Genomic DNA, 24,507 nt, shown 5'->3' with positions numbered 1-24,507 from the left:
ATTTACGTGTTCAGCGTGGGGTCATATTCGAGAGCCGCCTTTGCCAACGCAAAGTCATTGGTGTCTTCGACCACTTCGCCGTCACGCAGGACGATGGTTCGCTTTGCATTCCGAGCGACGTTCTGGTCATGCGTGACCAAAATCACTGTAATCTTTTGTTCCTCGTTCAATTCGCGGAACAATTCGATCACCTCGCGGCTGGTCTTCGAGTCCAAGTTACCCGTTGGTTCGTCGCCCATCAGAATCGAAGGACGATTCACCAGCGCCCGCGCGATCGCGACACGTTGCTGTTGTCCACCGGAAAGCTGACTGGGGTGGTGATGATAACGATCCGCCAAGCCGACCTTGCCAAGCATCTCCATCGAGCGATCACGTCGCTCGCGAGCCGGAATCTTCTTTCCGTACATCAAGGGCAGTTCAACGTTTTCGAGCGCCGATGTTCGGTTCAGCAAGTTGAAACTCTGGAAGACAAAGCCTAGCTGATTGTTGCGAATCTTGGCGCGCTGATCGCGGTTCATCGTCACAACTTCTTCGCCATCTAACAGATAGCTGCCATGCGTCGGCCGGTCGAGACAACCGAGCGTGTTCATCAACGTCGACTTGCCGCTGCCCGACGCACCAATCAGAGCAATGTATTCGCCAAGCTCGATGTTTCGCGTGACGGTGCGAAGTGCGTGAACTTTGACTTCGCCCAAGTCATAGACGCGGCGCACGTCATTGAGCTCGATCAAAGCCATCTACTCGTACCTCAGTGCGTCTATCGGGTCCAACTTACTGGCTCGCAGCGCCGGATAATAGCCGAAGAAAACACCGACCGCCGCTGCGAATCCCATCGCAACGAGTGCCGCGGGAATTGATACCACCATCGGCCACTCAGTGCCTGGCTTGTAGGCGTTGATCAGCAGAGTTGCCGCCATCGATGCGGCGGTGCCCATCGCTATTCCAATCGCACCGCCGATGCAAGATAGCACCACCGACTCGATCAAGAATTGCCTCAAGATGTCTTTACCGCGAGCGCCGATTGCCATCCGGATACCGATTTCGCGGGTTCGTTCAGTCACCGAGACCAACATGATGTTCATGATGCCGACGCCGCCTACCAACAACGAAATACCCGCGATTGCTGACAACATCAACGTCAACGTTCCGGTGATCATTCCTAACGTTGCAGCGATCTCCGTAGTGTCCTGGACACTGAAGTCAGCCTCCTTCGCCGGGCCGACCTCATGCCGTTCATTCATCAGCGATTCAATCTGTTTGGTCGCCTTTCCCATTTGATCGGTGCTGCGAGCAGAAACCATGATCAGGTGCACGTTGTCGAGCGGCGATCCGTTGATTCGTTTGCGAACCGTCGTATGGGGCATCAGAATGATGTCGTCTTGATCGTCACCAACCATGTTGGCGCCTTTCTTGGCCAAAATCCCAATCACGCGAAACGGAACGTTATTGACGCGAATCGTCTCGTCCATCGGATTGACGGTACGAAACAGTTTTGGAATCAACGACTGCCCAATCACGCACACTTTTGCGTTGGAACTGATGTCTCCTTCCGAAAAAAAGCCACCCGCATCCAAGGTCCAATTGCGAACGGTCAGATAGTCGGCACCGACGCCCTGCATTTCTTTCGGGTTCCAGTTTTCGTTGCCGTAAATGATTTGGCCAGCCGTACCAACAATCGCCGACGCAGCCAAAACGGATGGGCATTCCCTACCAATCGCTTCCGCATCGGCAGCCGTCAACGTCGGCGCGCCCGACTGTCGGACACCGCCACGCTTTGTTTGCCCCGGAAAGACAAGCACGACGTTCGTGCCCAGCGCCTCGAACTCGCCGCTGACCAACTTGCTGGCACCTTGCCCAATCGACACGATCGTGGTCACCGCGGCGATCCCGATCACCACACCGATGATGGTCAACACCGCTCGCATCTTATTCTTCATCAACGCCCGCAGCGCGATTCGAACGGTATCGAAGAAGGACATCGCTATTCCTTTTTTCCGACAACCAATGCGGCGCCATCGGCAAGTTCGCCCGCGGCCAATTCGGTGAACTTATAATCGATCAAGCCAGTCGTAATTTCAACGGCTTTCAACAACTCACCTTCCACCATCCAGACATGACGTTGATTCTTTTTCTTTGCAGCCGCCGCTTTTTCCGTCGCCGTCAACTTATCATCCTCGTCGGCGTCCGTTTGAGGCTTCGATTTCCAGGTCGAACCGTCAATCAAGTGCTGATCTTCCTTACGCACGAGTTTCGCGTCGTCGGGGATAAACCGCAGTGCAGCGTTAGGAATTTTTTGAACGTCTTCAGTCGAATCAACTTCGAAAAAGATGCTGGCGGTCATCCCGGGCAATAGTTTCAGTTCCGCATTGCTGGCCGCGATCACAACCGGATACGTCACGACGTTTTGGTTGGCCACACTGCTGACACGAATCTGTTCGATTTCACCATTGAAAACTTCGTCGGGGTGAGCATCGACGGAGAACGTGACCGGACGCCCTTCGGCTTTCGCTTTTTGAATCAAGCCAATGTCGGCTTCGTCAACCGACGCAAAAACGTGAACCTTCTCGCGCAGGTCTGGCGCTACAACAAACAGCTCTGGGGTCTGGAACTGAGCCGCCAAAGTTTGACCGGGGTTGATCAGTCGGTTGATTACGACTCCATCGACGGGCGACGTGACCTGGCAGTATTGCAGGTTCGCTCGCGACGTTTCCAACGATGCCTTTGATTGCAAGATGGTCGCTTTGGCGAGTTTCCGCTGGGCCTGTAACGACTTCACTTCAAACGTCAACGCATCCATTTCGCGATCGGACATAAAGTCTTCATTCGATTCACGAAGCCGATTGCCTCGCATGTAATTGTTGAGCGACTGCTGCAACTGAGCTTCGACGCGTTCGAGATCAGCTTCGCGAGTCGCCAACGTGGCTTCGTCGCGGTCCACGTTGGCTTTGAATAACCGCGGGTCGACACGAGCGAGAACGTCGCCCGTTTTGACCTCGTCGTTAAAATCGACGTTCAATTCAACGATGGGACCGGAGACAAAGGAGCCGATGGAAACCGACAAGACTGGCTGAATCGTTCCGGTCGACTCGACATAGCGAGTGATATCGCCGGACTCCATTTTCACGGTTTCCCAACTGATCTTATTGCGTTTGGCGAGATACTTCATCCCCGGTTGATAGCCAACCGCACCGGCCGCCCCAATCAAACCGACAGCAATCAACAGTTTAATAAATCTATTCATCCCGAGCCGAAGGCAACTTCTATAGCGAATGACGCGAAACCACAAATCAGCTTCGTCATGCTCCATCATAACCGATGCTCGCTGTCACCCCGCATTGTCCTTGTATCAGAACGTACACCAAAGCGAAGTCACGACTAATCCCAGATTTAGCAGACCAATCTTAGGCTCAAGTTCGTCTCGTTCATGGTCTAATACAAACAGCCCGTCGCAAGTCCGTGCATTTAGGTTCACCCACAAACCACCCGCCTGAACCAACACAGAAAGAAAATCATGAGAACCTCGCTGCAATTTATCTTTTTGCTCGTCTACGCATCCGTGGCGGCTTGTTGCCAGGGCCAGGAAGTCACGATTTCGCCGGATGTCGTTTACGGACACAAGTCGGGTCTCGCGATGACTTGCGATGTGTTCACGCCAGAACAGGATGCTAACGGAGCCGCCGTGCTGTTCATGGTCAGTGGGGGATGGTTTTCCAATTGGTCACCACCCGAACAGACTCAGCATATGTTCAAGCCGTTGACCGACAAAGGCTTCACCGTTTTCGCCGTCCGGCACGGTAGCAGTCCGAAATTCTCCATCGCCGAAGCCGTCGACGATGTCCGTCGCAGCGTCCGCTTCATTCGCGGGAACGCCGATCGCTTCGAAGTAGATCCTGACCGAATCGGTGTGTTCGGCATGAGTGCGGGTGGCCACTTGTCGTTGATGTTGGGAACAGCATCCGATGAAGGGAACGCCGAATCGAAAGATCCAGTCGAACATATCAGTGATCGCGTGAATGCTGTCGTTGCGTATGTCGCCCCCACCGATCTGCGGGTCATGGCCAAAGACGCGCCCGATCGTCTGCCCGCCTACGATCGTTTTCCGGCACTCGAAATCGACGCCAAGTCGGCCACTGCCGACTCACCAATCATTTTTGTCACCGCCGACGACGCACCGACACTTTTGCTGGCTGGGGCGAAAGACGATCTGGTCCCAATCTCGTACAGTCGCAACATCGAGGCCGCTTTTGAAAAAGCCGGTGTGACAAGCGAGTTGATCGAGTTCGAAAACGCAGGTCATGGTTTCGGCGGCGAAGATGCAAAAAAGGCGACCGAAGCGATGGTAAACTGGTTCGTCACGCATCTTGATAAGTAGCCGCAATTCGAACGCTGCTGGATACGTCGCTGATTTGGTAGCCGAATTAGCGATCAACGTGACGATTGAGCAGACACAGCAATGTTAGCCGCAGTCGCGACCGCGCGCACCGCGGTTCCTGGTTTTAACGTGTCGCTGGGGTAGACGATGACGCAATCGCCTTCATCAAGTCCCTTCGTGATTTGTGTTTGCGAATCGTTTTGCAGACCAATCGTAACAGGCTGCAGGGTCGCTTGGTTGTCGACGATCGACAGGACGTGCCAGGCACGTTGGTGTCGAAAAAGTGCGCTGTTGGGAATCAACAGTGCTTCGTCCAATTCGTTCACCGTGATGCTTGCTTCCACGCGATAGCCATCGCCGAGCGAGGCAATTCGTTCGGGCAGTTCGTTAAAATCAGCGATCACGTTGACGCGTTGCTCTTCCACGCCTAGCGAAGAAATTTTCGTAAAAGCCGCTGGCTCGACGACGCGCACGTATCCCTTCAGCGGCGATCCGCCTCCCCAGTGTTCAACGGTCATTTCGCTGCCCGGTTTGATCCGTACTGCATCGGTGGATAGCACATCGATCTCGATCTCCAAATTGCTCGGGTCCCCCAGTTCGATTAGCGGTGTACCGACAGTAACGACTGCTGAACTTTCTTGAATCACTCGGAGCACTCGGCCTGAAATCGGTGCATAAATTTCGAATGGATTGGCTGAGGGCTCATCGTTGTCACCATTAAACTGGCTGACGGCAGCTTTCGCCATGTCCAACTCGAACGTCGCAATCTCTTGATCAAATCGAGTCGTTTGGATCGCCTGTTCGCTGGCCAGTAGTTCAGCCTTGGCGATGTCGTACTCGTCACGCGAGACGGCTTGCGAGGCCAACAACTTTTCAACTCGATCAAACTTTGCCTCACTCAGATCGTGACTGATCTTCGCCTGCTCGCCACTCGACTTGGCACGCTCGACTGCCGATTGAGCCGCCTGTACTCTTGCGTTGGCTTCCGCGCGCGATCTGGCGTCCAAGATCGCAGGCGCACTCGGCAAGATCACTGCCAGCAAAGTTTTTTCGTTGCAGTAGTCGCCTGCGTTCAGTTCAATTCGTGAAATCCGTCCTGACACGGGAGCCGACACCGTGTATTTCTCGCGAACTCGTGTCTTTCCGTCTTCGAAAACCGCCACCCGCAGGGGGCCAATCGTCGCCGTCGCAAACTCCACGTCGACCGCCGACGGACTGAGCGAAAGGTAACCCACGATGCCCAGCGCAACGACGAGGACACCAAGCAGAAGCGTTTGGATTGAAAATTTCATTTTGACTTTCTATTCCCGCGTCTTCAACACGCCGACCAAATCTAAGCCGTTGATGCGACGCTGCACCACCATCCCTGACAAGAACGTCGCCACCATGATCACGAGCGCAGCGAGACCGTAGGTGCTGTTGCTGATGATCAACGGAATTCGATAGTTATCAGTATCCAGCCCTGCCGCCATCACGCCGGCCAAGCCGTAGCCGAACAAACACCCCAGCGGAATCGCCGCCAGCGTGAACAACATAATTTCCCCCAGCAACACGATCGATACTTCTTGTTTCGTGAATCCGACCACACGCATCGTCGCCAGATCGCGACTTCGTTCCGACAACGAAATCCTGGCGCTGTTGTAGACCACGCCAATCGCAATCACCGCCGCAAAGAAAATGATGAACGAACGCATCACTAAAATATTCTCGGCGATTGTATCGCGGAAACTGTCTAGCATCGCGTTTTTGATCGTCACGCCGGCGATCCCCGGACGCAATTCCAATTCATGAAAGACCTCGTCAATCAAATTGGAATCGACTTTCAAGAAGGCTCCCGACGCGACCGAGGATTCCTTCAACATCTTGTGCATTTGACTCTTGTTCATGTACGCGTTTAGTCCCGTGTACTCTTCGACCAGCGCGGTGACCTCGACCGTCACGGTTGGCCGTTTGTCCTCGAGCACTTCGATCGTGACCAAGTCACCCAGTTCGACGACCAATAGTTCCGCCAGTTTCGTGCTGAGCATGATGCCGAACTCGGGCACTTTCACCACTCGCTCGCGTTTGTCCAACAAGCGGTACAACTGCGGGTTTGGCTCCAATCCCACGATGCCGATTCGCCGCGAACGGTTTTGGTAGTGGATCTTCGTCGCAATCGACCGCATCGTCTCGCTGTGCAGAACACCGTCCAGTTCGCTCATTTCATAAATTACCGAGGCGGTCGCTGGTTCGACAAATGTGACCGTCAGATCCTGACGCTGGGCCTTGCGGAACTGAAAGTCCATCATGTAATCCATCGCGTCGATCGAAAAGTTGCCCAGCACCATCACCGACACAGCCATCGCGATCCCGATCACAGACAAGCTTGCCTTGATCGGTTTGCGAGAGACATTGCGAACGACCATCCGCAACTCGGGCGGCATCAATCGGCGGGGAAGAAAACGTTCCAGCAACGTCGGCTGGTAACTCGGCGGTGGCTCCGGACGCATCGCCTCGGCGGGCGGTAACCGAATCGCTTGGCGAACCGCAAACCAAGTTCCGAAGACAGCAACCGCGGTCGTCATTAGAAAACTAGATCCGATCGCCAACGCATCGAATTGAAACTTCAGCACCGGAAACTTATAGAACTCGCCGTACATTTTTGTCATCCCTAACGCCATCCACAAACCAAAAAGCGTTCCCAGCGTCGTTCCCCCGAGCGAGATCACCAGCACCAGTGTCAAGTAGTGCATGCCGACTTCCATATTCGTGTACCCGAACGCTTTGAGCGCCGCGATCTGTTCACGTTGTTGCGCAATGATACGCGAGATTACGATGTTCAATAAAAACGCGGCCACGGACAGAAAAATCACGGGCGCCATGATCGCCATCCCGCGAAGCTGAGTCAGTTCGTCAGAAAGGTATTGATGCGAAAGTTGCTCGTCACGACCATATCCACCGACGCTGCCGTAGGGTTCTAGCAATCGGTCCAGATCGTCGATCACTTGTTCGCGATTGTTTCCATAAGCAAGCTTCAAGGCGACGCTATTGAACGCGCCGTCCATATCAAACGCTGCTTCCAAATCACGCTCGTTGATCCAGAAGATTCCGAACCGTTTGTTGTCTGGCAGAATGCTGCCTGGTTGAACCTGCATCACATATTCGGGCGATAACGCCATGCCGACAATCTTCAACACCTGGCTCTTGCCGTTGATGATCGCCCTGACGGAATCGCCGGCCACGAAACCGTGTGCGTCGGCAAAGATTTCTGAGATCACGACTTCGCCAGTCCGATCCGGTTCCATCATCCGGCCGCGAGAAACGTACAGGCGATTGAGCGAACTTTCGCCGGACTGGGGAACCGAGATCAACCGGGCCGTCGCCGGCTCCTTCATTTCAGGGACGTCCAACAGCACGTCATAGATCAACCGAGTTTCAACGGCGGCAACACCCGATATCTCGGCAATACGTGGGACAATCGCGTCGGGCGAACGGCGAGTTTCGGCGAACACATCGGCAAACCGAAACTCGCGATAGAAATACTCTTTGCTCCAGTCCAGTGACTTGTACGAACACATCGACATCACAAACGTCGCCACTCCCGCCGCGATCACCAACCCGATCGCGAAGGCTTGGCCTTTCATACGGGCGAGGTCGCGCAGCAGTTTGCGATCAAGCTTTCGCATCACCACGACAGCTCCGACGCGGCGATTTTCGACGTATTCACTTCAACACCCGAAATCTGTCCATCGGACAACGAGATGACTCGGTCAGCCATCTTTGAAATTGCCGCGTTGTGCGTGATGACAGCCGTCGTCGTGCCAAGTTCGTGGTTGATCCGTGCGATCGCTTCCAACACGATGATGCCAGTCTGCACATCAAGTGCTCCGGTCGGTTCGTCACACAACAACACTTTGGGATTCTTGGCGATCGCCCGCGCGATGGCGACACGCTGTTGTTCACCGCCTGAAAGCTGAGCCGGAAAGTGGTTCGCTCGTTCCTTCATTCGCACCAGATCGAGTGCGTCCATTGCATGCATCGGCGACTTGGCGATCTCGGTGATTAGTTCCACGTTTTCGCGAGCCGTCAAACTCGGGATCAAATTATAGAACTGAAACACAAACCCCACATTCTCGCGTCGATAGAGAGTCAACTCAGCATCGTCGCTAGCCGTCAATTCCTTCTGTTCGTAATGGACCGTCCCTGACGTCGGCACGTCCAGCCCACCCAAGATGTTCAGCAGGGTCGATTTCCCGCTTCCGGATGCCCCCAGCAGAACAACAAATTCGTGTTCATACAGTTCCATCGTCACGCCGCGAAGCGCATGAACGGCCACTTCACCCATCTGGTAAATCTTGGCAACATCAACAGCGCGAAAAACGGCAGTCTGATTCGTGGCGTCCATACCATTACAATGTACCATTCACCCCACCGGATGAGTCGAAGCCGCTGCAAAAGGATTCGAACGACAACTCGGATGCACTACAACTCATTTTTTGCCATCTGGCATTCAGCCTTCTCTTGAAAGACGTCAATGCCGTTGCCGCCGCCCGCGAATCGTGAACAACTTTGTCGCGACCTCTGCTGGGCCATCAACAGCAAGGCGTTGATCAACTGCGGACCAACGATTGCGCCAGTCGCCACCGTTGAAATCGACGTAAATCATCTGAGCCACTTTTTCAGCGGCGGGCCGCCTCGCCGTGTCGGTCGGTACTTTGAAAAACTTGTGCTCTATTGGCTAACCCACGTACGCAAAGTCAACGTGATTACGCACGCGATGCCAATCCGAAGTGGCAAGACGACACTCGGCGAGATCGACTTTCTATTTCGAGACGAAAACGACCAGCTCAATCATCTCGAAGTGGCGGTCAAGTTCTATCTCTACCAGCCTGATCATCCCGTCGATGGCAGCCACTTTGTTGGTCCGAATCGCCAGGACACGTTCGAGCGAAAGATGGACCGCATCTTTACGCACCAACTGCCGCTTAGCAGGACTCATGTCGCAGACGTGCAAGTTCGAAACGCCATCGTGAAGGGACGAATCTTCTATCCAAACGACTGCGCTTTACCAACACACTATCCCAACCGACTGGCAAACGACCACCTCCGAGGCGGCGTCTTTCACCAGCAAGAACTTAATGACACTGAGCGTTTCTCCGGTGCAATGTTCTGCTTTTCCACGAAGCCGTTCTGGTTGTCGGATCAAACGACCGATCCAGACGACATCCGAGTATTGGACCTAGCCGAGTTCACCGAGAAAGTTGAGCACCGCTTTGCGTCAGACCCAACACCGGTTCTGGCTACTCGATTGATCCATCGCGATGGCGCGATGATTGAAGCCGAACGCTTCTTTGTGCTTAGCCGCTAGAAACAATGCTATTGCCACGGATCCATCTGCTCGATGCCCGCCAACTCGCACAGATGCGACTGACTTACCGGCGGCGGACAGCTCCAGACCAAGAAAAACAATGCTTGCTGACATAAGCGTCCCGCCAAATGCCCTTCGATAAAGCCGGCGCCTTTCGCGGCAACTAATGCCGCCTGAGTGGTTCGCATCACCAATCGGTTGGCGTCGCCTCGGATGATTGACGGATCGCAATTCGTAGCCGTATCGTCGCCACGTCCGGCTTGGATCAGCGCTACCTGCAACTGATCTAGCTCTCGAGTCAATCCGGCGCTGACTTGCCGCAACTCGGGTCGCCGGGTTGCTTCGTCAGCCAAAAAGTTCGTTGCCGCCCGTGACACACCGACCGCCAAAGTTGACGTCTGCAGTCCGCCCGTACTTCCACCACTGCCCACGCTCATCACGTTCTCGGCGGGACCGGCCAAAACCCATTCGCGATCAATCGCTACGCTGTCAAACCTGACTTGATCGGTACAGCTGGCCGACAGGGCGATCAAATTGATCCCTTTTCCGGCGACAATCCCGGGCGTGCTCGCTGGGACTGCGGCTAGGATTTCGCGACCATCCGCCATCGTCGCTCCGACGACGAACATGTCTGCGTGCGGCGCACCGGTCACCCACGGCGACAGGCCATCGAGACAAAACCCAGACGCCGTTTCTGTCGCCAACATCGCGGGGCGGCTCAAGTGGCGGCGGCTCGTGGTCAGATGGCTGACTCCCACGGTCCCAAATTGTTCGCCACTGACCAAACGCTCGATCCAATGGTCGATCATCGCATGGTTACCGCTGCTCATGATTCGGCGGATTGCGCCCATGTACTGGGTGATCACAAACGTGGTTGTAAAATCAGCTTCCGCCAATCGCAGATAGCCACGCGTTTGGTCTTCGGCGGACCACCCTATCCCACCCTCGCTTTGAGGCAAGAACCACCGGTAAACTCCCGCTAAACCGCACAACGCCAACGACTCGCCTGGCCAATCCGCATTGGTCTGCCATCGCGAAGCCGAATGACGCAGTGCGTCGCACAGAGCGTCCATCGAATTGGCGCTTGGCGAGTCAATTTGTGCTTCATTTGTCTTCATACGAATCAGTCTAGCCGAGCAAACGGCCTTCTCAAAACTGCGCCGTTACCACCGGCGCCGGATTCAGATATATATGGTGCCACAACTTCGACATTCCCACCGCAATAGGCACTCAGGCTTTGAATCCCCCCGTCATGACGAAATTTTCGCTCGACGAATACCGACCAGCCGTTGATCGGTACGACGAATGTAAAGCGGGTGACGGGACAATGCGCCCATCGTGGGAGACGTTTGCGAAACACATCGAAACTTTGGGCATCAATGGGATGTCCGAGCGAACGTCGACGATCGACCAATTGCTTAGCGAACATGGGACGACTTTCATGTTCGAAGACGCCGAAGGGAGCCAGAACCGTCCTTGGAATCTGTCAGCGGTTCCTCTGATCATCGACTCGTCGGCCTGGGCAAAGCTAGAGTCGGGGTTGGCCCAACGCACCCGCCTGCTCGAAGCGGTCTTAAAAGATTTACTCGGCCGGCAGCGACTGATCAAAGAACGGATCATCCCGGCGGAAATTTTGGCCGCCAACCCAATGTTCCAACGCGCTTATCACAATTTGCCAAGCCTCGGCGGGATCCGACTGCACATCACCGCGACTGACATTGCTCGCGCGTCGGACGGTTCATGGTGGGTTGTCAGTGACCGAACGCGAGCCCCCAGCGGGTTGGGTTACTTGCTTGAAAATCGGATTATCACCAGCCGTGTGTTTCCGCACTTGGTTCGTCAGGGCAGCACGCGTCGATTGGCTAAGTTTTTCGAATCGCTTCGCAATCACCTACGGTCGCTCGCCCCCGAAATGCGAGACAATCCACGAGTTGCGCTCCTGACTCGAGGCGAAGACAGTTACCGAGGCTTCGAAGATGCATATCTCGCTCGATATTTGGGGCTGACGCTTGTCCAAGGCACCGACTTGGCCATTCGTGGCGGCCAACTGAATTTGAAGACACTCGGTGGCCTGCTTCCAATCGAAGTTCTGTGGCGACATGTTTCGGATCGTAAATGCGACCCACTTGAATTGGGTGAGACATCGCGAGAAGGCGTTTCCGGTTTGCTGCGGTCAGTTCGCGGCGGCCACGTCGCCGTCGCCAATGCGATTGGAAGTGTCATGGCACAGACGCCGGCCCTGATGCCGTTCCTAGCGGGCGCGAATGAGTTTTTGTTTTCGGAAAAACTGACTTTGCCATCAGTTGCAACCTATTGGTGCGGTGGCGCGACCGAGCTTAATTTTGTCCTCGCCAATCTTGAAACACTGTCGGTTCGCAACGCATTCGGCGAAAACTCCGCACCGCCAATCATTGCATCAGAGCTTTCAATCGAAGCACGCAAGGAACTTGTTGCTGCGATCAAACGAAAACCGTTTAATTATGTGGCTCAAGAAAAACTGCTCCACAGCACCACACCGGTTTGGAAGGACAACCACTGGCAACCGTGGCACGTCGCGCTTCGGTGTTTTCAGTTACAAACCAATCGGGGTGTCGAGGTTCTGCCGGGCGCGATGGCGAGACTTAGTCCGACCGAGAATCAACTGGGGCGATCAGGAACCAGCGGCCAATTGACGCAAGATGTTTGGGTTGCCAGTGATCAACCGGTCGACAATGAAACCACCCTGCTGCCGTCACCCGACGCAACAATCGTCTTGAAACGTTCTGGTGACGAACTCCCCAGCCGTGTCGCTGAGCATCTGTTCTGGCTAGGACGGTACGCTGAACGCGGCGAGTCGATCGCGCGGCTGCTGCGATCGACACTGATTCGACTGGCTAGCGAAAACGAACTCGATGCATTGCCCGAAGTTCCCCGCCTGATCGCCGCGCTAGCTGCAATCGGCCAAATCGAACCTGACTACGCGATCGCACCTCTCGAAGTGGCGATGCCGAAATTGGAAGACATCTTGCCAGCGTCGGTGCTCGACGTCAGCCAGCCGCGTGGACTGCAGAGCACGATTCGATCGGTCGTTCATAATGCGTCAATCGTTCGAGACCGTCTGTCGATCGACGCGTATCGAATCATCCAGCATGCCGAGGCCGACTTGAACGCGCCTCTTGCCGAACGAACCATCGGTCGACTGATCGAACGGATGAACGGCTTGATCGGCGACCTACTAGCCTTCGCCGGCGTGATAAGCGAAAGTTTTACTCGCACGCACGCATGGCAATTTCTGGAAATTGGTCGACGAATCGAGCGGGCTTATCAAACAGCCGAGTTGTTGTCGGCCACCCTAGTACCGGTTGGCGAGGGCGAGCGAGCAATTTGCGAAGCCGTCTTGGAAACGTCAGACAGCTTGATGACGTATCGGTCCCGATATTTGAATCTAGTGCAAGTTGCGCCGACGTTGGACTTGCTTGTCACCGACGAATCGAATCCGCGATCGATCCGCTATCAGTTGGACGAGATCGCGCGAGTCTTCGAGCAACTGCCCAACGGCAAACGTGTTGTTGGTTTAGGCGTCGACGAAAAAATTGCATTCGACATGCTGCACCATTTGCGAATGGCGGACCCTAACGTTCTATCAAACAGTGGCGACAGTGATCGCCGTGTCCAACTGAATCGCTTGCTTGAACATATTCTGGATGGATTACCGGAGCTTTCGAACGCGATCGCCGCGCGATACCTGATTCATACTGGAACCACGCAATCGTTGACGGGCGTTTCACCAACGGTTTCATTGTTGCACTCGAAAGAAGCTAAATAACAATCGTGTCCGACACTCCTATTCGATATCGCATTTCTCATCGTACGCATTATTCGTACAGCGACGCGGTTGCGATTTGCCAAAACCAATTGCGAATGCAACCACGCACCGGCGGACGCATGACGGTTCACTCGTCGACAATCGCGATCCATCCGAAACCTGATAGCGTCTTCGAACACAACGACTACTTCGGCAACCACGTTTACTCGTTCGCTATCGAATCGTTGCACCGCGAATTGAAAGTCGTCGCCAGCAGTGATGTGACGGTCGCGACTGTTAGTATTTCACCCATTCACCAAGATGCCGGTCAGCCGGTATTCAATGACGACATTCCGTGGGAAACGATCGCCGCGCAGTCGCGTCCACCGTTGCACATGCCACTACGAATCCTCGAATACCGTTGCGACTCGCCTCGAATCTCGGTTTCGGATTTGTTCGCGTCCTACGCTAGCAAATCGTTCACGCCCGGGCGAGGGATTTTGGCATCAAGCTTAGATCTGACCCAGCGAATCCATCGTGAATTCAAGTACGATTCAGACGCGACAGACGTGAACACCACCACCGAAAAGGCGTTTGAAATCAAAGCAGGTGTTTGCCAAGACTTTGCTCACGTCCAAATTGCCTGCCTCCGATCGCTTGGGATTCCAGCACGTTATGTCAGCGGTTATTTGCGAACGATCCCGATGAAAGGGGTTGATCGCATGGTAGGCGCCGATGAGTCCCATGCTTGGTTGAGCGTGTACTCAGGCGAAGCTCACGGTTGGATCGGTTGCGACCCAACGAATGCGTGCTTTGTCGGCTCGCAGCACATTCCGATTTGCGTCGGCCGAGACTACAGCGACGTTAGCCCAATGCGGGGCGTCGTGCTGGGCGGTGGCACGACGTCGCTGCGAGTAAGCGTAGATGTAGAGCCGATCGAATTGGTCGACACGGTCTGATGCGTGAATCGCAAGATACCGAAACTGCAGTTCCTTATGCGATCCGCTGTGTCCGTTGCTTTCGACCGATGGATCGTTGCTACTGTGATTCGGTACCATCGGTTGACAATCAAACCAACGTGCTGATTCTGCAGCATCGCCGTGAACGTGAGCACCCGTTCAATACTGCGCGGATCGTCAACATGGCACTAAAACGGTGCCGTCTGATCGTGAACCACACGCCGGAATTGGCCCGCCAATTTGCGGAAACGAAGCTTGATGCCAACACAGTCGTACTCTACCCAGGTGATGATGTGCCGCTGATCGGCGATTTTGACTTGGCTGATCGCCCAACTCAACTTGTGGTGCTGGATGGTACATGGCACCACACCAAGACGCTGATGCGTGACGTGCCCGGTCTCTCGTCGCTACCACGCGTTCGACTGGCGCCTCCCCAACCTGGCCAATACCGAATCCGTCGGGAACCCAACGACCATGCGTTGTCGACTCTTGAAGCCGTCGTCGCTGCGTTACAGCAGAATGAACCGGAGTCGGCCACTGTCCGCGAACAATTGGACCAGTTGATGGCAACGTTCCACGCAATGGTCGACCAACAACTGAAATGCCCTAAATCGAACTGGCGTGCCAACACGCGTCGTACGGTGGGGGCACCCAACACACCCCGAGCCTTGCTGGGATCGCAAGAGAACATCGTGGTGGTCTACGGCGAACAGGAACAAGGAGACTATCGATCGACCGATGATCAACCTCGTCCCAAACATCCCGCCAAGCCTGTCTATTGGATGGCGCAGCGGATGAGTAGCGGCGAGACATTCGAGATGGCCATTGAAAACGATTGTCTGAACGACTCGTACTTTGCAAATCGACTGCAGCTGTCGGCGTCGCAAATACAGTCAGCCGTTTCGGCTGACGAATTCCGCAAACAATGGCAACTGTTTCTGCGTCCCAGCGATATTCTGGTCGTCCATCACGCGGGACTCGCCAAACTGATCAGCGTCAACAAACTTTGCGATCACACCTGTCTGATTTTGAAAGCGATCAACGCACCCGATCCAGAATCATCCACTAGCGTTGCCCCGATCAATGAAACTCGCGCCGCTGAACGCCTCGCCAACGCTATCCGCCTAACCCTTGCACTCAGCCAGCAACCGACGGGGAAATCGTAGGCGTCGCCCTACCAGAGCATAAAATCGGCACAACAGGAAAAATTTCGCAACAGAACTGTTCATGGAAACGCCGATCAGAACGTTGAAAAGCTACATGCGTGTTCGGAGGTTCTGTGTTGAAGATCGATGGCCGGCAATCAGGTGTGATGACGCTGCAACGGGCCCGCCTGGCACAGGACAAAAATGTGCAGAGCGTCTTCAGCGAAGTGCTGCAGAACGCTGGGCGAGTGGGCTATGCGTCGGCAGAAGTCTCTGAAACGACCGACTCGACGGACCACTCGCTCGACGTAGCAGGTGGCATTGCCCCATTGGCAGATCGAGTCCAAGCCTCATGGGATAGTTGGTACCGGACCGAACTGCTTGGACGATACGCCAGCAAAGAAGCGCCAGCCGATCTCGGTGACACCTTCGGCAACGTATTAGCCAAGGCGTACGACGCGGGAGCCTACATCGAACCGAAGTCCTTTTTGAAAAGCCTGTCCGAGGATGAGTTAAAGGCTGTGCAAAATGCACATTGGTTAGCGGATGGGATCCAGGTCGACTCGCTGACCGAAGAGGGAGCGCTGAACCTGTTGATCCCGCCGGCCGCGCAAGTCGATCTCAATCGCGACGGTCTGACGCAATCCGGTGCTGCCTACGGCATTCGCTTTCCCGACAGCACGACTCCGGCCACAGTGACCGCCGCGTGGGAACAGGCAACCGATGGCATGCCATTTGAACAGCGGATGATCTACGAACTCGAAATGAAGTTGCCGGTGCTATTTGCAAACTTCATCACCGACGCGGATGGCAGAGTCGTTTCTTCGCGCGCTCCGGGACACCCCGACTTCGTCAACCCAATGACCGCCGACGACTATTCATACGTTAAGGTGACTCAGGACTGGATGGAACATCTGGATTATTTCAAAAACCAGATCGATCCGGATCGCTATGCACGCGACATGGATTTCTGGACAACGTTCCAGCAAGACCTTCGGGACAACGGCGCCGCCTAGCTGGACGGGTTGCAGTTGCAGTTGCAGTTGGCGGAACGTTCGGCGAAGGCGACGAAAACAGAGTAGACTGTCCGCCCAACATGGCCACGCTTGCTCTCAACCGTCCGATCCCAATGCTCCCTCACAATCTGAGACGCTACGTTTATTGGCTTGTGTTGCCGTTGTTCCCGCGATCTTGAGCTTCAATCCAAACCAACCTCGTTCTTACGCATTCCCATGTTTCTTTCGATTGGATGCATCCGATTAGGCTGACTTCGCAACGTTTACGCCGTTGTTGAAGTCTCAATCGGACCACAACTTGGCCGTCGACCATGCCGAAATCGGCGGAATGCCGATCGTCGTTACGACGTCCAATGTCCGAGCCCGCTATCTGCGATTGAGGTCACGGAAATGGGCCAAGACGGGCTGACGCCGCCGATTAACCGATTTTGGAGCATTTTGGCCGATAGAATCAGCCGGGATTCTCACCGCTTTTGGGGTGATGTGTTGGGCTGAGCTTTGAGGCTCGGGGCGTTCGCTCTCTGACTCACACGGGATTCTTTTTTGGCACCTGTTCCGGCCCGGTGCCCAGCCATGGATTCAGAAAGTTTGCGTTCAGGGTGATGTGCTTCGTTCGATCTGAATCGCATCGCTACCCGATGATCGGCTAACTACTAGCTCTTATACTGATGGATTCGTGAAGACGCGATCCATCGGCAACTCGATAGTATGCGGCGGAAGATTCGAAACGTTTTTTTCGTAAAAACGATTGGGTTGGTGGAGTGTAGTGGGCATGGACGAAGAAACTGCGAACAAAAACGAGGTTTTCCTGACGCTGTTTACAGCGAATGAGGCGGCAATTAGGGCGTTCGTCCGCCGTTTGGTGCCAACTCAGCAGGATACCGCAGATGTGATGCAAGGGATCGCACTTGTCCTGTGGCGAAAATTTCACGAATTGGACGATCATGCTGGCTTCCGCAAGTGGGCGTTTCGTGTCGCTCGATACGAATCGCTGGGATGGCTACGTGACAAGTGTCGTGACCGGCATGTACTTTCCGAGGACGTGATTCACCTATTAGCTGAAGAGTCCACTCGGCGTGAAGCATGGTTGGCTGCGCAGCGTGAGGCGTTGGATGAATGTCTTGAAAAGCTGCCGAAACAGCAGAGACAACTTGTGCTAGCTGCCTATTCGCCGGAAGTCGAGATTCAGCAAGTTGCTCAGCAGAGCGGTCGGACGGTCGGTGCGTTTTATCAATGGTTGCACCGGACACGTTTGCAACTGATCGAATGTACCCGGCGGACTCTTCAAACGGAGGGACCGTTATGAGTAGCCCAACCGACAAGCAAAATCTGATTGCAGACTATGCAGCCGGAACCATTGAAGCCGATGCTTTCCGCGAGCTCGAAAAATCGCTTCGCAGGGATGCGGAGTTTCGACGTGATTTCATCGAGTACCTGAATCTGGATTCATCGCTATCTGACTTGGCCGCACTCTCGGATTCGGAATTCGATGCGATCAATTCTGAGCACGCATTTCTTCCTGAAATCGCCGTTGTCGTTCCAAGTTTATCTTGGCAAAAAAGTTTCGTATTGGGCGGAATCGCTGCTGCTGTACTCCTGACTGTTGGAATCGTCTGGTTCACGCCAACGACCGAACCGGTGACCACGAATGCGGCAGGCACTGTTGAAATCATTTCACTCGACGCGGCCAGGCTGGCTGGTGTCGATCAGGATGTCCGGGTTGGCGATCGGCTCGACTGTAGTCGAATTCGCCTCGAGACGGGAACCATTCGGGTTCGATTGGACAGCGGCGTTATCCTCGATTTGTACGGTCCGCTGGAAGGAAGCCTGGAGTCCTCGATGCGTTTGCGACTCACTCAGGGCCGGCTGAATGCGGATGTTGGCGAGTTTGGTCAGGGGTTTACGATCGTGACCGATCATGGAGAAATCATTGATCTTGGTACTCGATTTGGCGTCGACGTATCGGATGACGAAGCAAGCGTTGCTGTCTTCGACGGTGAAGTGAAAGTCAAATCGCAAGGCGATGCAAACATGCGCGGTCCGATAAAAGTCTTCGAAGGCGAAGGCGTCCGACTCCGCAAAGGGCGACGACCACGTCGGCTCTCCGCTGTCTGGCTGTCACAGGAAGAATTCAATCTGTCTGCGAGCGACGCGTCTTCGACTGTCGTCGACGTAACGGACAATTCGAAGATGGACGGTTTTCACCGTTTCTATGGCATCATGGCAGGTGGCATGCGTGAAGGGACGATCGCCTATACGTCGCATGCCTCCACTCCTCGCCCGGACGTTTTTTGGCATGCCGCGGAAGGCGAAGAGTTTCCTGCCGAGTTGCTCGGTGCAGATGTCGTTTGCCCGTTCCACATCGATCGGCAAGAACAGACGCTGAGTATTTCCCTACAGCTTGGCGGATCCGCAAACGTTTATGTCATGCACGACCTGCGCCGGAAGCCTTCTGCTTGGCTACAGAATGATTTTCAAAAAACTCAGTTCACACTTCGCAGCGGTCCATGGCGACCGGTGAGTCCTTTAGTCCAGGGTATCGAACCAAATCGCGATGGTGACCTCTACGTTCAGTACTCGGTCTGGAAGAAACGTGTTGATGTTGCGGGCAGTGTTAAACTTGGTCCCCCGCAGACGGATGGCGACCGAGGAAACAAGGCGATGTACGGCATCGCCGTCAAAGGCATCTCCAAGCAGTAAAAGCGACATGACATCAGAATTTTCCCCTTTGGCGGACGACTTGCTTCGCCATTTTATTCTTTCACCTGGATCACGAATGTCCCGCCCGTTTAACGCTTTTATCACGCTGATCGTTGTATTTGCTGCTGCACCCGCATTTGCTCAAACAGCGACGTTGCAAGAAGTGTTTGAATCGGTCGATGCAAACCTCATTGCAAAAGAAGCTCGACTGCGTGGCGATCCGCAACGTGGGGCAATCGTGTTTTATGCTTCGGCAGCCGCGTGTGCGAATTGTCATGTGACGGGTGCGGAGCAATCGCCGCTCGGACCAGACCTGACCCGTTTGGGGGAAAAGATTACCGACGTGCATCTGGTCGAATCGCTTTTGCATCCGTCCAGATCAATTCGCAAAGGCTATGAAACCGTCCAGTTGATCACCGTTGATGGTGAAGTTCGTTCGGGAATGATGGTGTCTGAAGACGACGACAAGATCGTGTTGCGAGACGCCGCAGATCTGCAAGCTAATCTCTCGGTCGCGAAAGACGACATCGAGGTTCGCAGGAACTCCAAAGTGTCGATGATGCCCGCGGGCCTGATCGAAACACTGAAGTCTCCGGGGGAGTTCTTGGACTTGGTCAGATACCTGTTTGCGGTTCATGAAGGTGGCCAAGAGCGAGCGGACGAACTGAAGCCGACAGCGGAGCAATTGATTCCCAAAGACGACACCATCAATCTGAATCATGCACAGATCATTCGGCTGGTCGAAAACGGAAATCTGAGACGTGGCAAACAGATTTACGAATCGACTTGCTATCAGTGTCATGGCAAGGATGGAAATACGCCGTCATTGGCGACGGCTCGGGCGTTCGGTTCGCAACAGTTAAAGTTTGGTGCTGATCCGCACAGCATGTTTAAAACGCTTTCGCATGGAAACGGTTTAATGGCCGCAGCCTCGGCTCTGTCGCCGCGGGAACGATACGAGGTCGTGGCCTACATTCGTAGGCGTTTCATGAAGGACTCTAACCCAAACTACTTTGCGGTCACGCCGAAATATCTGAGTTCGCTGCCGAAGGGCACGGACATGGGGGATTTCAAGCTCGACCCGGATCGCGATTACGGTCCGGCACTGGCATCGCAACTGGGACGCGACGTCAACAGCGCGTTGACGATCAAATTGACCGATATGTCGATCGCTTACGATCTGCACACGATGGATCAAGCTGCCATTTGGTCAGGCGGTTTTTTGGACGTCGATCAGACACAACACAAACGCGGTCGAGGCGAAGGTTATCCTGAACCGCGTGGCGAGATGATCGCGGCGCTGGACCTTTGGCATTGGGGACATGACGGGTCGCTCGACTATTCAAAAGCGGATCTGTTGCCGCGTGGTTCGTTACCGCAGCGCTGGCTGGACTATCACGGGCACTTTCTCTGCGGCGATCAGATCGTTTTGAATTATTCGATCGATGGGCGCGAGGTTTTTGAAGTGCCATCGCCATTGAAGGACCAAACGGGGATCCGACACACTCTGACGATCCATGGCGGCCAGGCTTTGGTCTTGGCTGTCGGGAAATCAGAGGCTGGTCGTACTCGCCCCATCATGAAAGGCGACATCGATGACGTGACGCTTGCTTTGGATGACCAGAAACGGTGGGTCGTGACGATCCCCGCAGGTGAATCAACACGTTTGATTAATATCGTTCGATTCGCTGATGCTTCTGTCGCCGAAGAAAATCAGACGCTCTCGAAAGTCGACCCTTTAACGATGACCAAGGGCGGCAATCTGCGTTGGCCGGAAACGTTTGAAACGATCGGATACCGAGGCTTTCAATCGGGTGCTTACGCGGTCGATACGATTTCTATCCCGGAATCCACACCCTGGAATACGTGGTTTCGCACTTCAGCCATCGACTTCTTTCCTGATGGACGGATGGCAGTGGCAACCGTTGGTGGCGACGTGTGGATTGTGTCCGGCATCGACGACGATTTGCTGAACGTCCGTTGGAAAAGGTATGCGGGCGGGATGTATGAACCCTTCGGAATCAAAGTGGTCGACGGGCTGATCTATGTCACTTGTCGAGATCGACTGACACGTTTGCACGATCTGAACAACGACGGTGAAGCAGACTTTTATGAAAGCTTCAGCGCCGACACTGACGTTTCGACGTTCTTCCATGCGTTCAACTTCGATTTACAGACGGACGTAGAAGGCAACTTTTATTACGCCAAGAGCGGTCAGTACACGGACTACAAACTGCCGGGGGCGATCGTCAAAGTTTCTGCCGATGGAGAAAGTCGCGAGGTCATTTGCACTGGTCTGCGTACGCCCAACGGGATGGGGATTTTGCCGGATGGTCGATTGACGGTGAGCGACAACCAGGGCACGTGGATGCCAGCGTCGAAGATCAATCTGGTCAAACGTGATGGCTTTTATGGGTACGTGCAAAACAAAGGTGGCAAGGCCTGGGCTCCGGACGGAGGAAGGATCGATCACCGAAAAGTCGTGCCTCCCAAGACCTTCGACCCGCCGCTGATTTGGATGCCGCAGGAGGTCGACAATTCGTCGGGCGGTCAGGTCGTCGTGAGCGACGAACGGTTCGGACCGTTGGCGGGGCGCTTGCTGCATACCAGTTTTGGCCAGGGACATTTGTTCTATCTGATGACACAGGAAGTGGACGGTTTATCGCAAGCCGCCTTGGTTCAGTTCCCGCACGATTTTGGCACTGGCATCATGCGAGCGCGCACCAACCCCGTCGATGGCCAGTTGTATGTGACCGGGCTGAATGGCTGGAACGACAACGGACGTGGAGACCTTGCTGATGGCGGCATCTATCGAGTTCGCTACACTGGCCAACCCGTTCGCATGATCACGCACTGCGAAGTACATCCGGGTGAACTTCGTCTGCAATTCAATTTCCCGCTCGATCGCGTCGCATCCATTCGCGCGGCTGCGTTTGCGGCCGAGCAATGGAATTACAAGTGGACCGACAGTTACGGATCCGATCTTTACCATCCCGAAACGGGTGAAGTTGGCAAACAGGTCTTGCGGATCGACTCGGTTTCCGTCAGCGAGGACGGCAAAACGCTTTCACTCAAAACACCAAATCTGCGTCCCGTCAATCAACTACATCTTCAAATGGATGTGATGGATTCAAATGGAAAACCATTCAAAGAAGATGTCTACTGGACCATTCACAGAATCCCAAACGGTTGATCCATCAGATTTGATTGAATATGGTCGCAGCTTAACTTCCAACTTTCACCCGCATCAAGATTCAACCCAAGGCAGCCAATTGTATAAGTTCATAGCATTCTGCGTTTCGCTGGTTTGGCTTTCTGCAACGTTTGCCAACGCCACAGAATCACGCCCCAACATCATCGTGTTCTACACAGATGACCATGGGCACGCGGACTTGTCATGTCAAGGAGTTCTCGAGGACATCAAGACGCCCAATGTGGATGCGTTAGCAAAGAATGGTGTACTCGCCCGGCATGGCTACAGCACTGCACCGCAGTGCGTGCCGTCGAGAGCGGGATTGTTGATCGGAAAGTTCCAATCGAAATTCGGCGTCGAAGCCAACGGAAAAACGTTGGAGGGTTTTGACCGAGAGCTGACGATTGCCCAGCGACTGCAAAGAGCGGGTTACGTGACCGCGCAATTCGGCAAATGGCACCTCGGTCCGGGACCGAAAATCACTGAGCACGGATTCAAGCACGTGTTCAACCAAAACTCCGGCGCACCCTTCGCGGCCAATGTGGGTCTTGATGGCAGAGACCGAGAGATGTCGACGCAGCGGCAACAGATGTATCATGTTGACGCTTGCAGCCAGGCCGCCGCTTCGCTAATCGAACGTTACAAAAATGATCCATTTTTTCTGTATGTCGCCTACCGTGCGCCCCACGTCCCATTGGATGCGCCGCAAAAGTACCTCGATCGATTTCCGGGCGAAATGCCGGAGCGACGTCGGCAGGCGTTGGCGATGCTGTCGGCTGTCGATGATGGCGTCGGGTTGATCACCAGGACACTGGCCGAAAACAACCTGACCGAAAAGACGCTGATCTTCTATATCGGCGACAACGGCGCGCCATTGAAGATTCACAAGCGAGATGCACCGGGTGGCGGGCCAGGTTGGGACGGTTCTTTGAACGACCCGCTCAACGGCGAAAAGGGGATGCTATCCGAAGGCGGCATGCACGTTCCGTTCGTGATCTCTTGGCCTGGAACGATTCCCGCCGGCCAAGTGTTCGATCATCCGGTGAGCGCCCTGGATGTCGCAGCAACGGCTGCCAAACTGGCTAAGATCGAATCGGAACCCGGAGATTTCGACGGCGTCAATCTGATCCCGTTTCTTACGGGTAAAAAGAAAGAAGCTCCGCATGAATTTCTCGCGTGGCGTTGGGTTGCCCAATCGGCCATCCGTGAAGGCGACTGGAAACTGCTGCGCGGCGGCGAACGTGAATACTTGTACGACTTGAAGAATGATCTCGAAGAGAAACGTAACCTCGCCGACGAGCATCCAGAGATTGCCGATCGCCTACGCGAGAAGCTATCCCTGTGGGCCAGCGAGCTCGACCCGCCGGGTCTCGCCAGCGGTAGCATGTCCAACGCGGCGACAGAATATTTTGATTTCTACCTCGACCACAAACCGGCAGCGTCCCTACGTGAAAAATTCGTTCCAAAAACAGACTCGTCAAACTCCGACGCAAAATCAAAGGACCTAGCGTCTCCATGGATCATTCGTAACGGCAAAATGAATATCAGCAGCGAGGGCTTGCAGATAGCAACGCAAAAGCAAGATGCCAAGCAAACACCTTTCATTACCAGAAATGGTTTGAATCTTGCCGGCCCCGTTTCCGTCAATCTGGTTGTGAAGACGACAAACTCCGGCACGATCGGACTGGCTTGGCGAGACTCACACGACAAGGAATTTGTCGCGGCTAATCGCGTGAACCTTGTGGTCACAAAGTCCGACCAGTGGCAAACAATCCAAACCAGCCTGCCCGGCGGGCCGAAGATCATTCATGTCCGTGTCCAAATTCCCGCCGGTACCACTTCGATCAAGTCCATCGAACTGAAACCCGCTAGCGGGAAAACGGTAACGCTGATGCAGTAACACGGCCTGCCGCCCTCGCGACAACCCTGAGCCGTGTTCAGATAAACACAAGGCACTCGCACGAACTTCCGTAAACCTAGGCTTTTTCGAT

General features: G+C 54.5%; 17 protein-coding genes. 10 read left to right on the top strand and 7 right to left on the bottom strand.

Going from position 1 to position 24,507, the window contains the following annotated elements; translation table 11 throughout:
- Positions 1-2: 2 nt before the first annotated feature.
- The 3 genes from Poly59_RS16030 to Poly59_RS16020 are packed head-to-tail and all read right to left on the bottom strand — an operon-like array spanning position 3 to position 3,241.
- Positions 3-737: an ABC transporter ATP-binding protein gene (locus Poly59_RS16030; RefSeq protein WP_246151691.1), complete on the bottom strand. Its 735-nt coding sequence runs from the start codon at positions 735-737 to the stop codon at positions 3-5.
- Positions 738-1,979, bottom strand: a complete 1,242-nt coding sequence (locus tag Poly59_RS16025) for an ABC transporter permease (protein ID WP_146535082.1) — start codon at positions 1,977-1,979, stop codon at positions 738-740.
- Positions 1,980-1,981: 2 nt separating this feature from the next.
- On the bottom strand, positions 1,982-3,241 hold the full coding sequence (locus Poly59_RS16020) for an efflux RND transporter periplasmic adaptor subunit (RefSeq protein ID WP_186776302.1): 1,260 nt from the start codon (positions 3,239-3,241) through the stop codon (positions 1,982-1,984).
- Positions 3,242-3,511: 270 nt separating this feature from the next.
- Here Poly59_RS16020 and Poly59_RS16015 point away from each other — a divergent pair, with 270 nt between their 5' ends.
- A complete protein-coding gene (locus tag Poly59_RS16015; protein ID WP_146535080.1) occupies positions 3,512-4,372 on the top strand; it encodes an alpha/beta hydrolase family protein in 861 nt (286 codons plus the stop codon).
- Positions 4,373-4,425: 53 nt separating this feature from the next.
- Here Poly59_RS16015 and Poly59_RS16010 read toward each other — a convergent pair whose 3' ends face one another.
- The 3 genes from Poly59_RS16010 to Poly59_RS16000 are packed head-to-tail and all read right to left on the bottom strand — an operon-like array spanning position 4,426 to position 8,774.
- Positions 4,426-5,664: an efflux RND transporter periplasmic adaptor subunit gene (locus Poly59_RS16010; RefSeq protein ID WP_146535079.1), complete on the bottom strand. Its 1,239-nt coding sequence runs from the start codon at positions 5,662-5,664 to the stop codon at positions 4,426-4,428.
- Positions 5,665-5,673: 9 nt separating this feature from the next.
- On the bottom strand, positions 5,674-8,037 hold the full coding sequence (locus Poly59_RS16005; protein ID WP_146535339.1) for an ABC transporter permease: 2,364 nt from the start codon (positions 8,035-8,037) through the stop codon (positions 5,674-5,676).
- Positions 8,037-8,774, bottom strand: a complete 738-nt coding sequence (locus tag Poly59_RS16000; protein ID WP_246151690.1) for an ABC transporter ATP-binding protein — start codon at positions 8,772-8,774, stop codon at positions 8,037-8,039. Before Poly59_RS16000 ends, Poly59_RS16005 begins: the two co-directional genes overlap by 1 nt.
- 111 nt (positions 8,775-8,885) lie before the next feature.
- Here Poly59_RS16000 and Poly59_RS15995 point away from each other — a divergent pair, with 111 nt between their 5' ends.
- Positions 8,886-9,719: a DUF1853 family protein gene (locus Poly59_RS15995; protein WP_146535078.1), complete on the top strand. Its 834-nt coding sequence runs from the start codon at positions 8,886-8,888 to the stop codon at positions 9,717-9,719.
- Positions 9,720-9,727: 8 nt separating this feature from the next.
- Here the strand turns inward: Poly59_RS15995 and Poly59_RS15990 are convergent, their stop codons facing one another.
- Entirely contained in the window at positions 9,728-10,837 is a 1,110-nt protein-coding gene (locus Poly59_RS15990; RefSeq protein WP_146535077.1) for an acyl-CoA dehydrogenase family protein, read from the bottom strand.
- 134 nt (positions 10,838-10,971) lie between these two features.
- Between Poly59_RS15990 and Poly59_RS15985 the strand changes: the two genes are divergently transcribed.
- From Poly59_RS15985 to Poly59_RS15950, 8 genes are all read left to right on the top strand, one after another.
- Positions 10,972-13,524 carry a circularly permuted type 2 ATP-grasp protein gene (locus Poly59_RS15985; RefSeq protein ID WP_146535076.1) on the top strand — a complete coding sequence of 851 codons (2,553 nt, stop codon included), beginning with the start codon at positions 10,972-10,974 and terminating at the stop codon, positions 13,522-13,524.
- Positions 13,525-13,529: 5 nt separating this feature from the next.
- Complete coding sequence (locus tag Poly59_RS15980; protein WP_146535075.1) at positions 13,530-14,462, top strand: transglutaminase family protein; 933 nt, start codon at positions 13,530-13,532, stop codon at positions 14,460-14,462.
- On the top strand, positions 14,462-15,628 hold the full coding sequence (locus Poly59_RS15975; protein ID WP_146535074.1) for a tRNA-uridine aminocarboxypropyltransferase: 1,167 nt from the start codon (positions 14,462-14,464) through the stop codon (positions 15,626-15,628). Before Poly59_RS15980 ends, Poly59_RS15975 begins: the two co-directional genes overlap by 1 nt.
- Positions 15,629-15,741: 113 nt before the next feature.
- Positions 15,742-16,623, top strand: a complete 882-nt coding sequence (locus tag Poly59_RS15970; RefSeq protein ID WP_246151689.1) for a hypothetical protein — start codon at positions 15,742-15,744, stop codon at positions 16,621-16,623.
- 772 nt (positions 16,624-17,395) lie between these two features.
- Positions 17,396-17,929 (top strand): sigma-70 family RNA polymerase sigma factor, encoded by a 534-nt coding sequence (locus Poly59_RS15965; RefSeq protein ID WP_146535073.1) that lies wholly within the window; start codon positions 17,396-17,398, stop codon positions 17,927-17,929.
- Complete coding sequence (locus tag Poly59_RS15960; RefSeq protein WP_186776300.1) at positions 17,926-19,323, top strand: FecR family protein; 1,398 nt, start codon at positions 17,926-17,928, stop codon at positions 19,321-19,323. Before Poly59_RS15965 ends, Poly59_RS15960 begins: the two co-directional genes overlap by 4 nt.
- 76 nt (positions 19,324-19,399) lie before the next feature.
- On the top strand, positions 19,400-22,516 hold the full coding sequence (locus Poly59_RS15955) for a DUF6797 domain-containing protein (protein ID WP_246151688.1): 3,117 nt from the start codon (positions 19,400-19,402) through the stop codon (positions 22,514-22,516).
- 79 nt (positions 22,517-22,595) lie between these two features.
- On the top strand, positions 22,596-24,416 hold the full coding sequence (locus Poly59_RS15950; protein ID WP_246151687.1) for a sulfatase family protein: 1,821 nt from the start codon (positions 22,596-22,598) through the stop codon (positions 24,414-24,416).
- Positions 24,417-24,507: the final 91 nt, after the last annotated feature.

This window comes from Rubripirellula reticaptiva (assembly GCF_007860175.1).
In the GTDB taxonomy this organism is placed as follows: Bacteria; Planctomycetota; Planctomycetia; order Pirellulales; family Pirellulaceae; genus Rubripirellula; species Rubripirellula reticaptiva.
The sequence above is the reverse complement of the archived record's forward strand: the minus strand, read 5'-3'. Positions and strand labels throughout refer to the sequence as shown.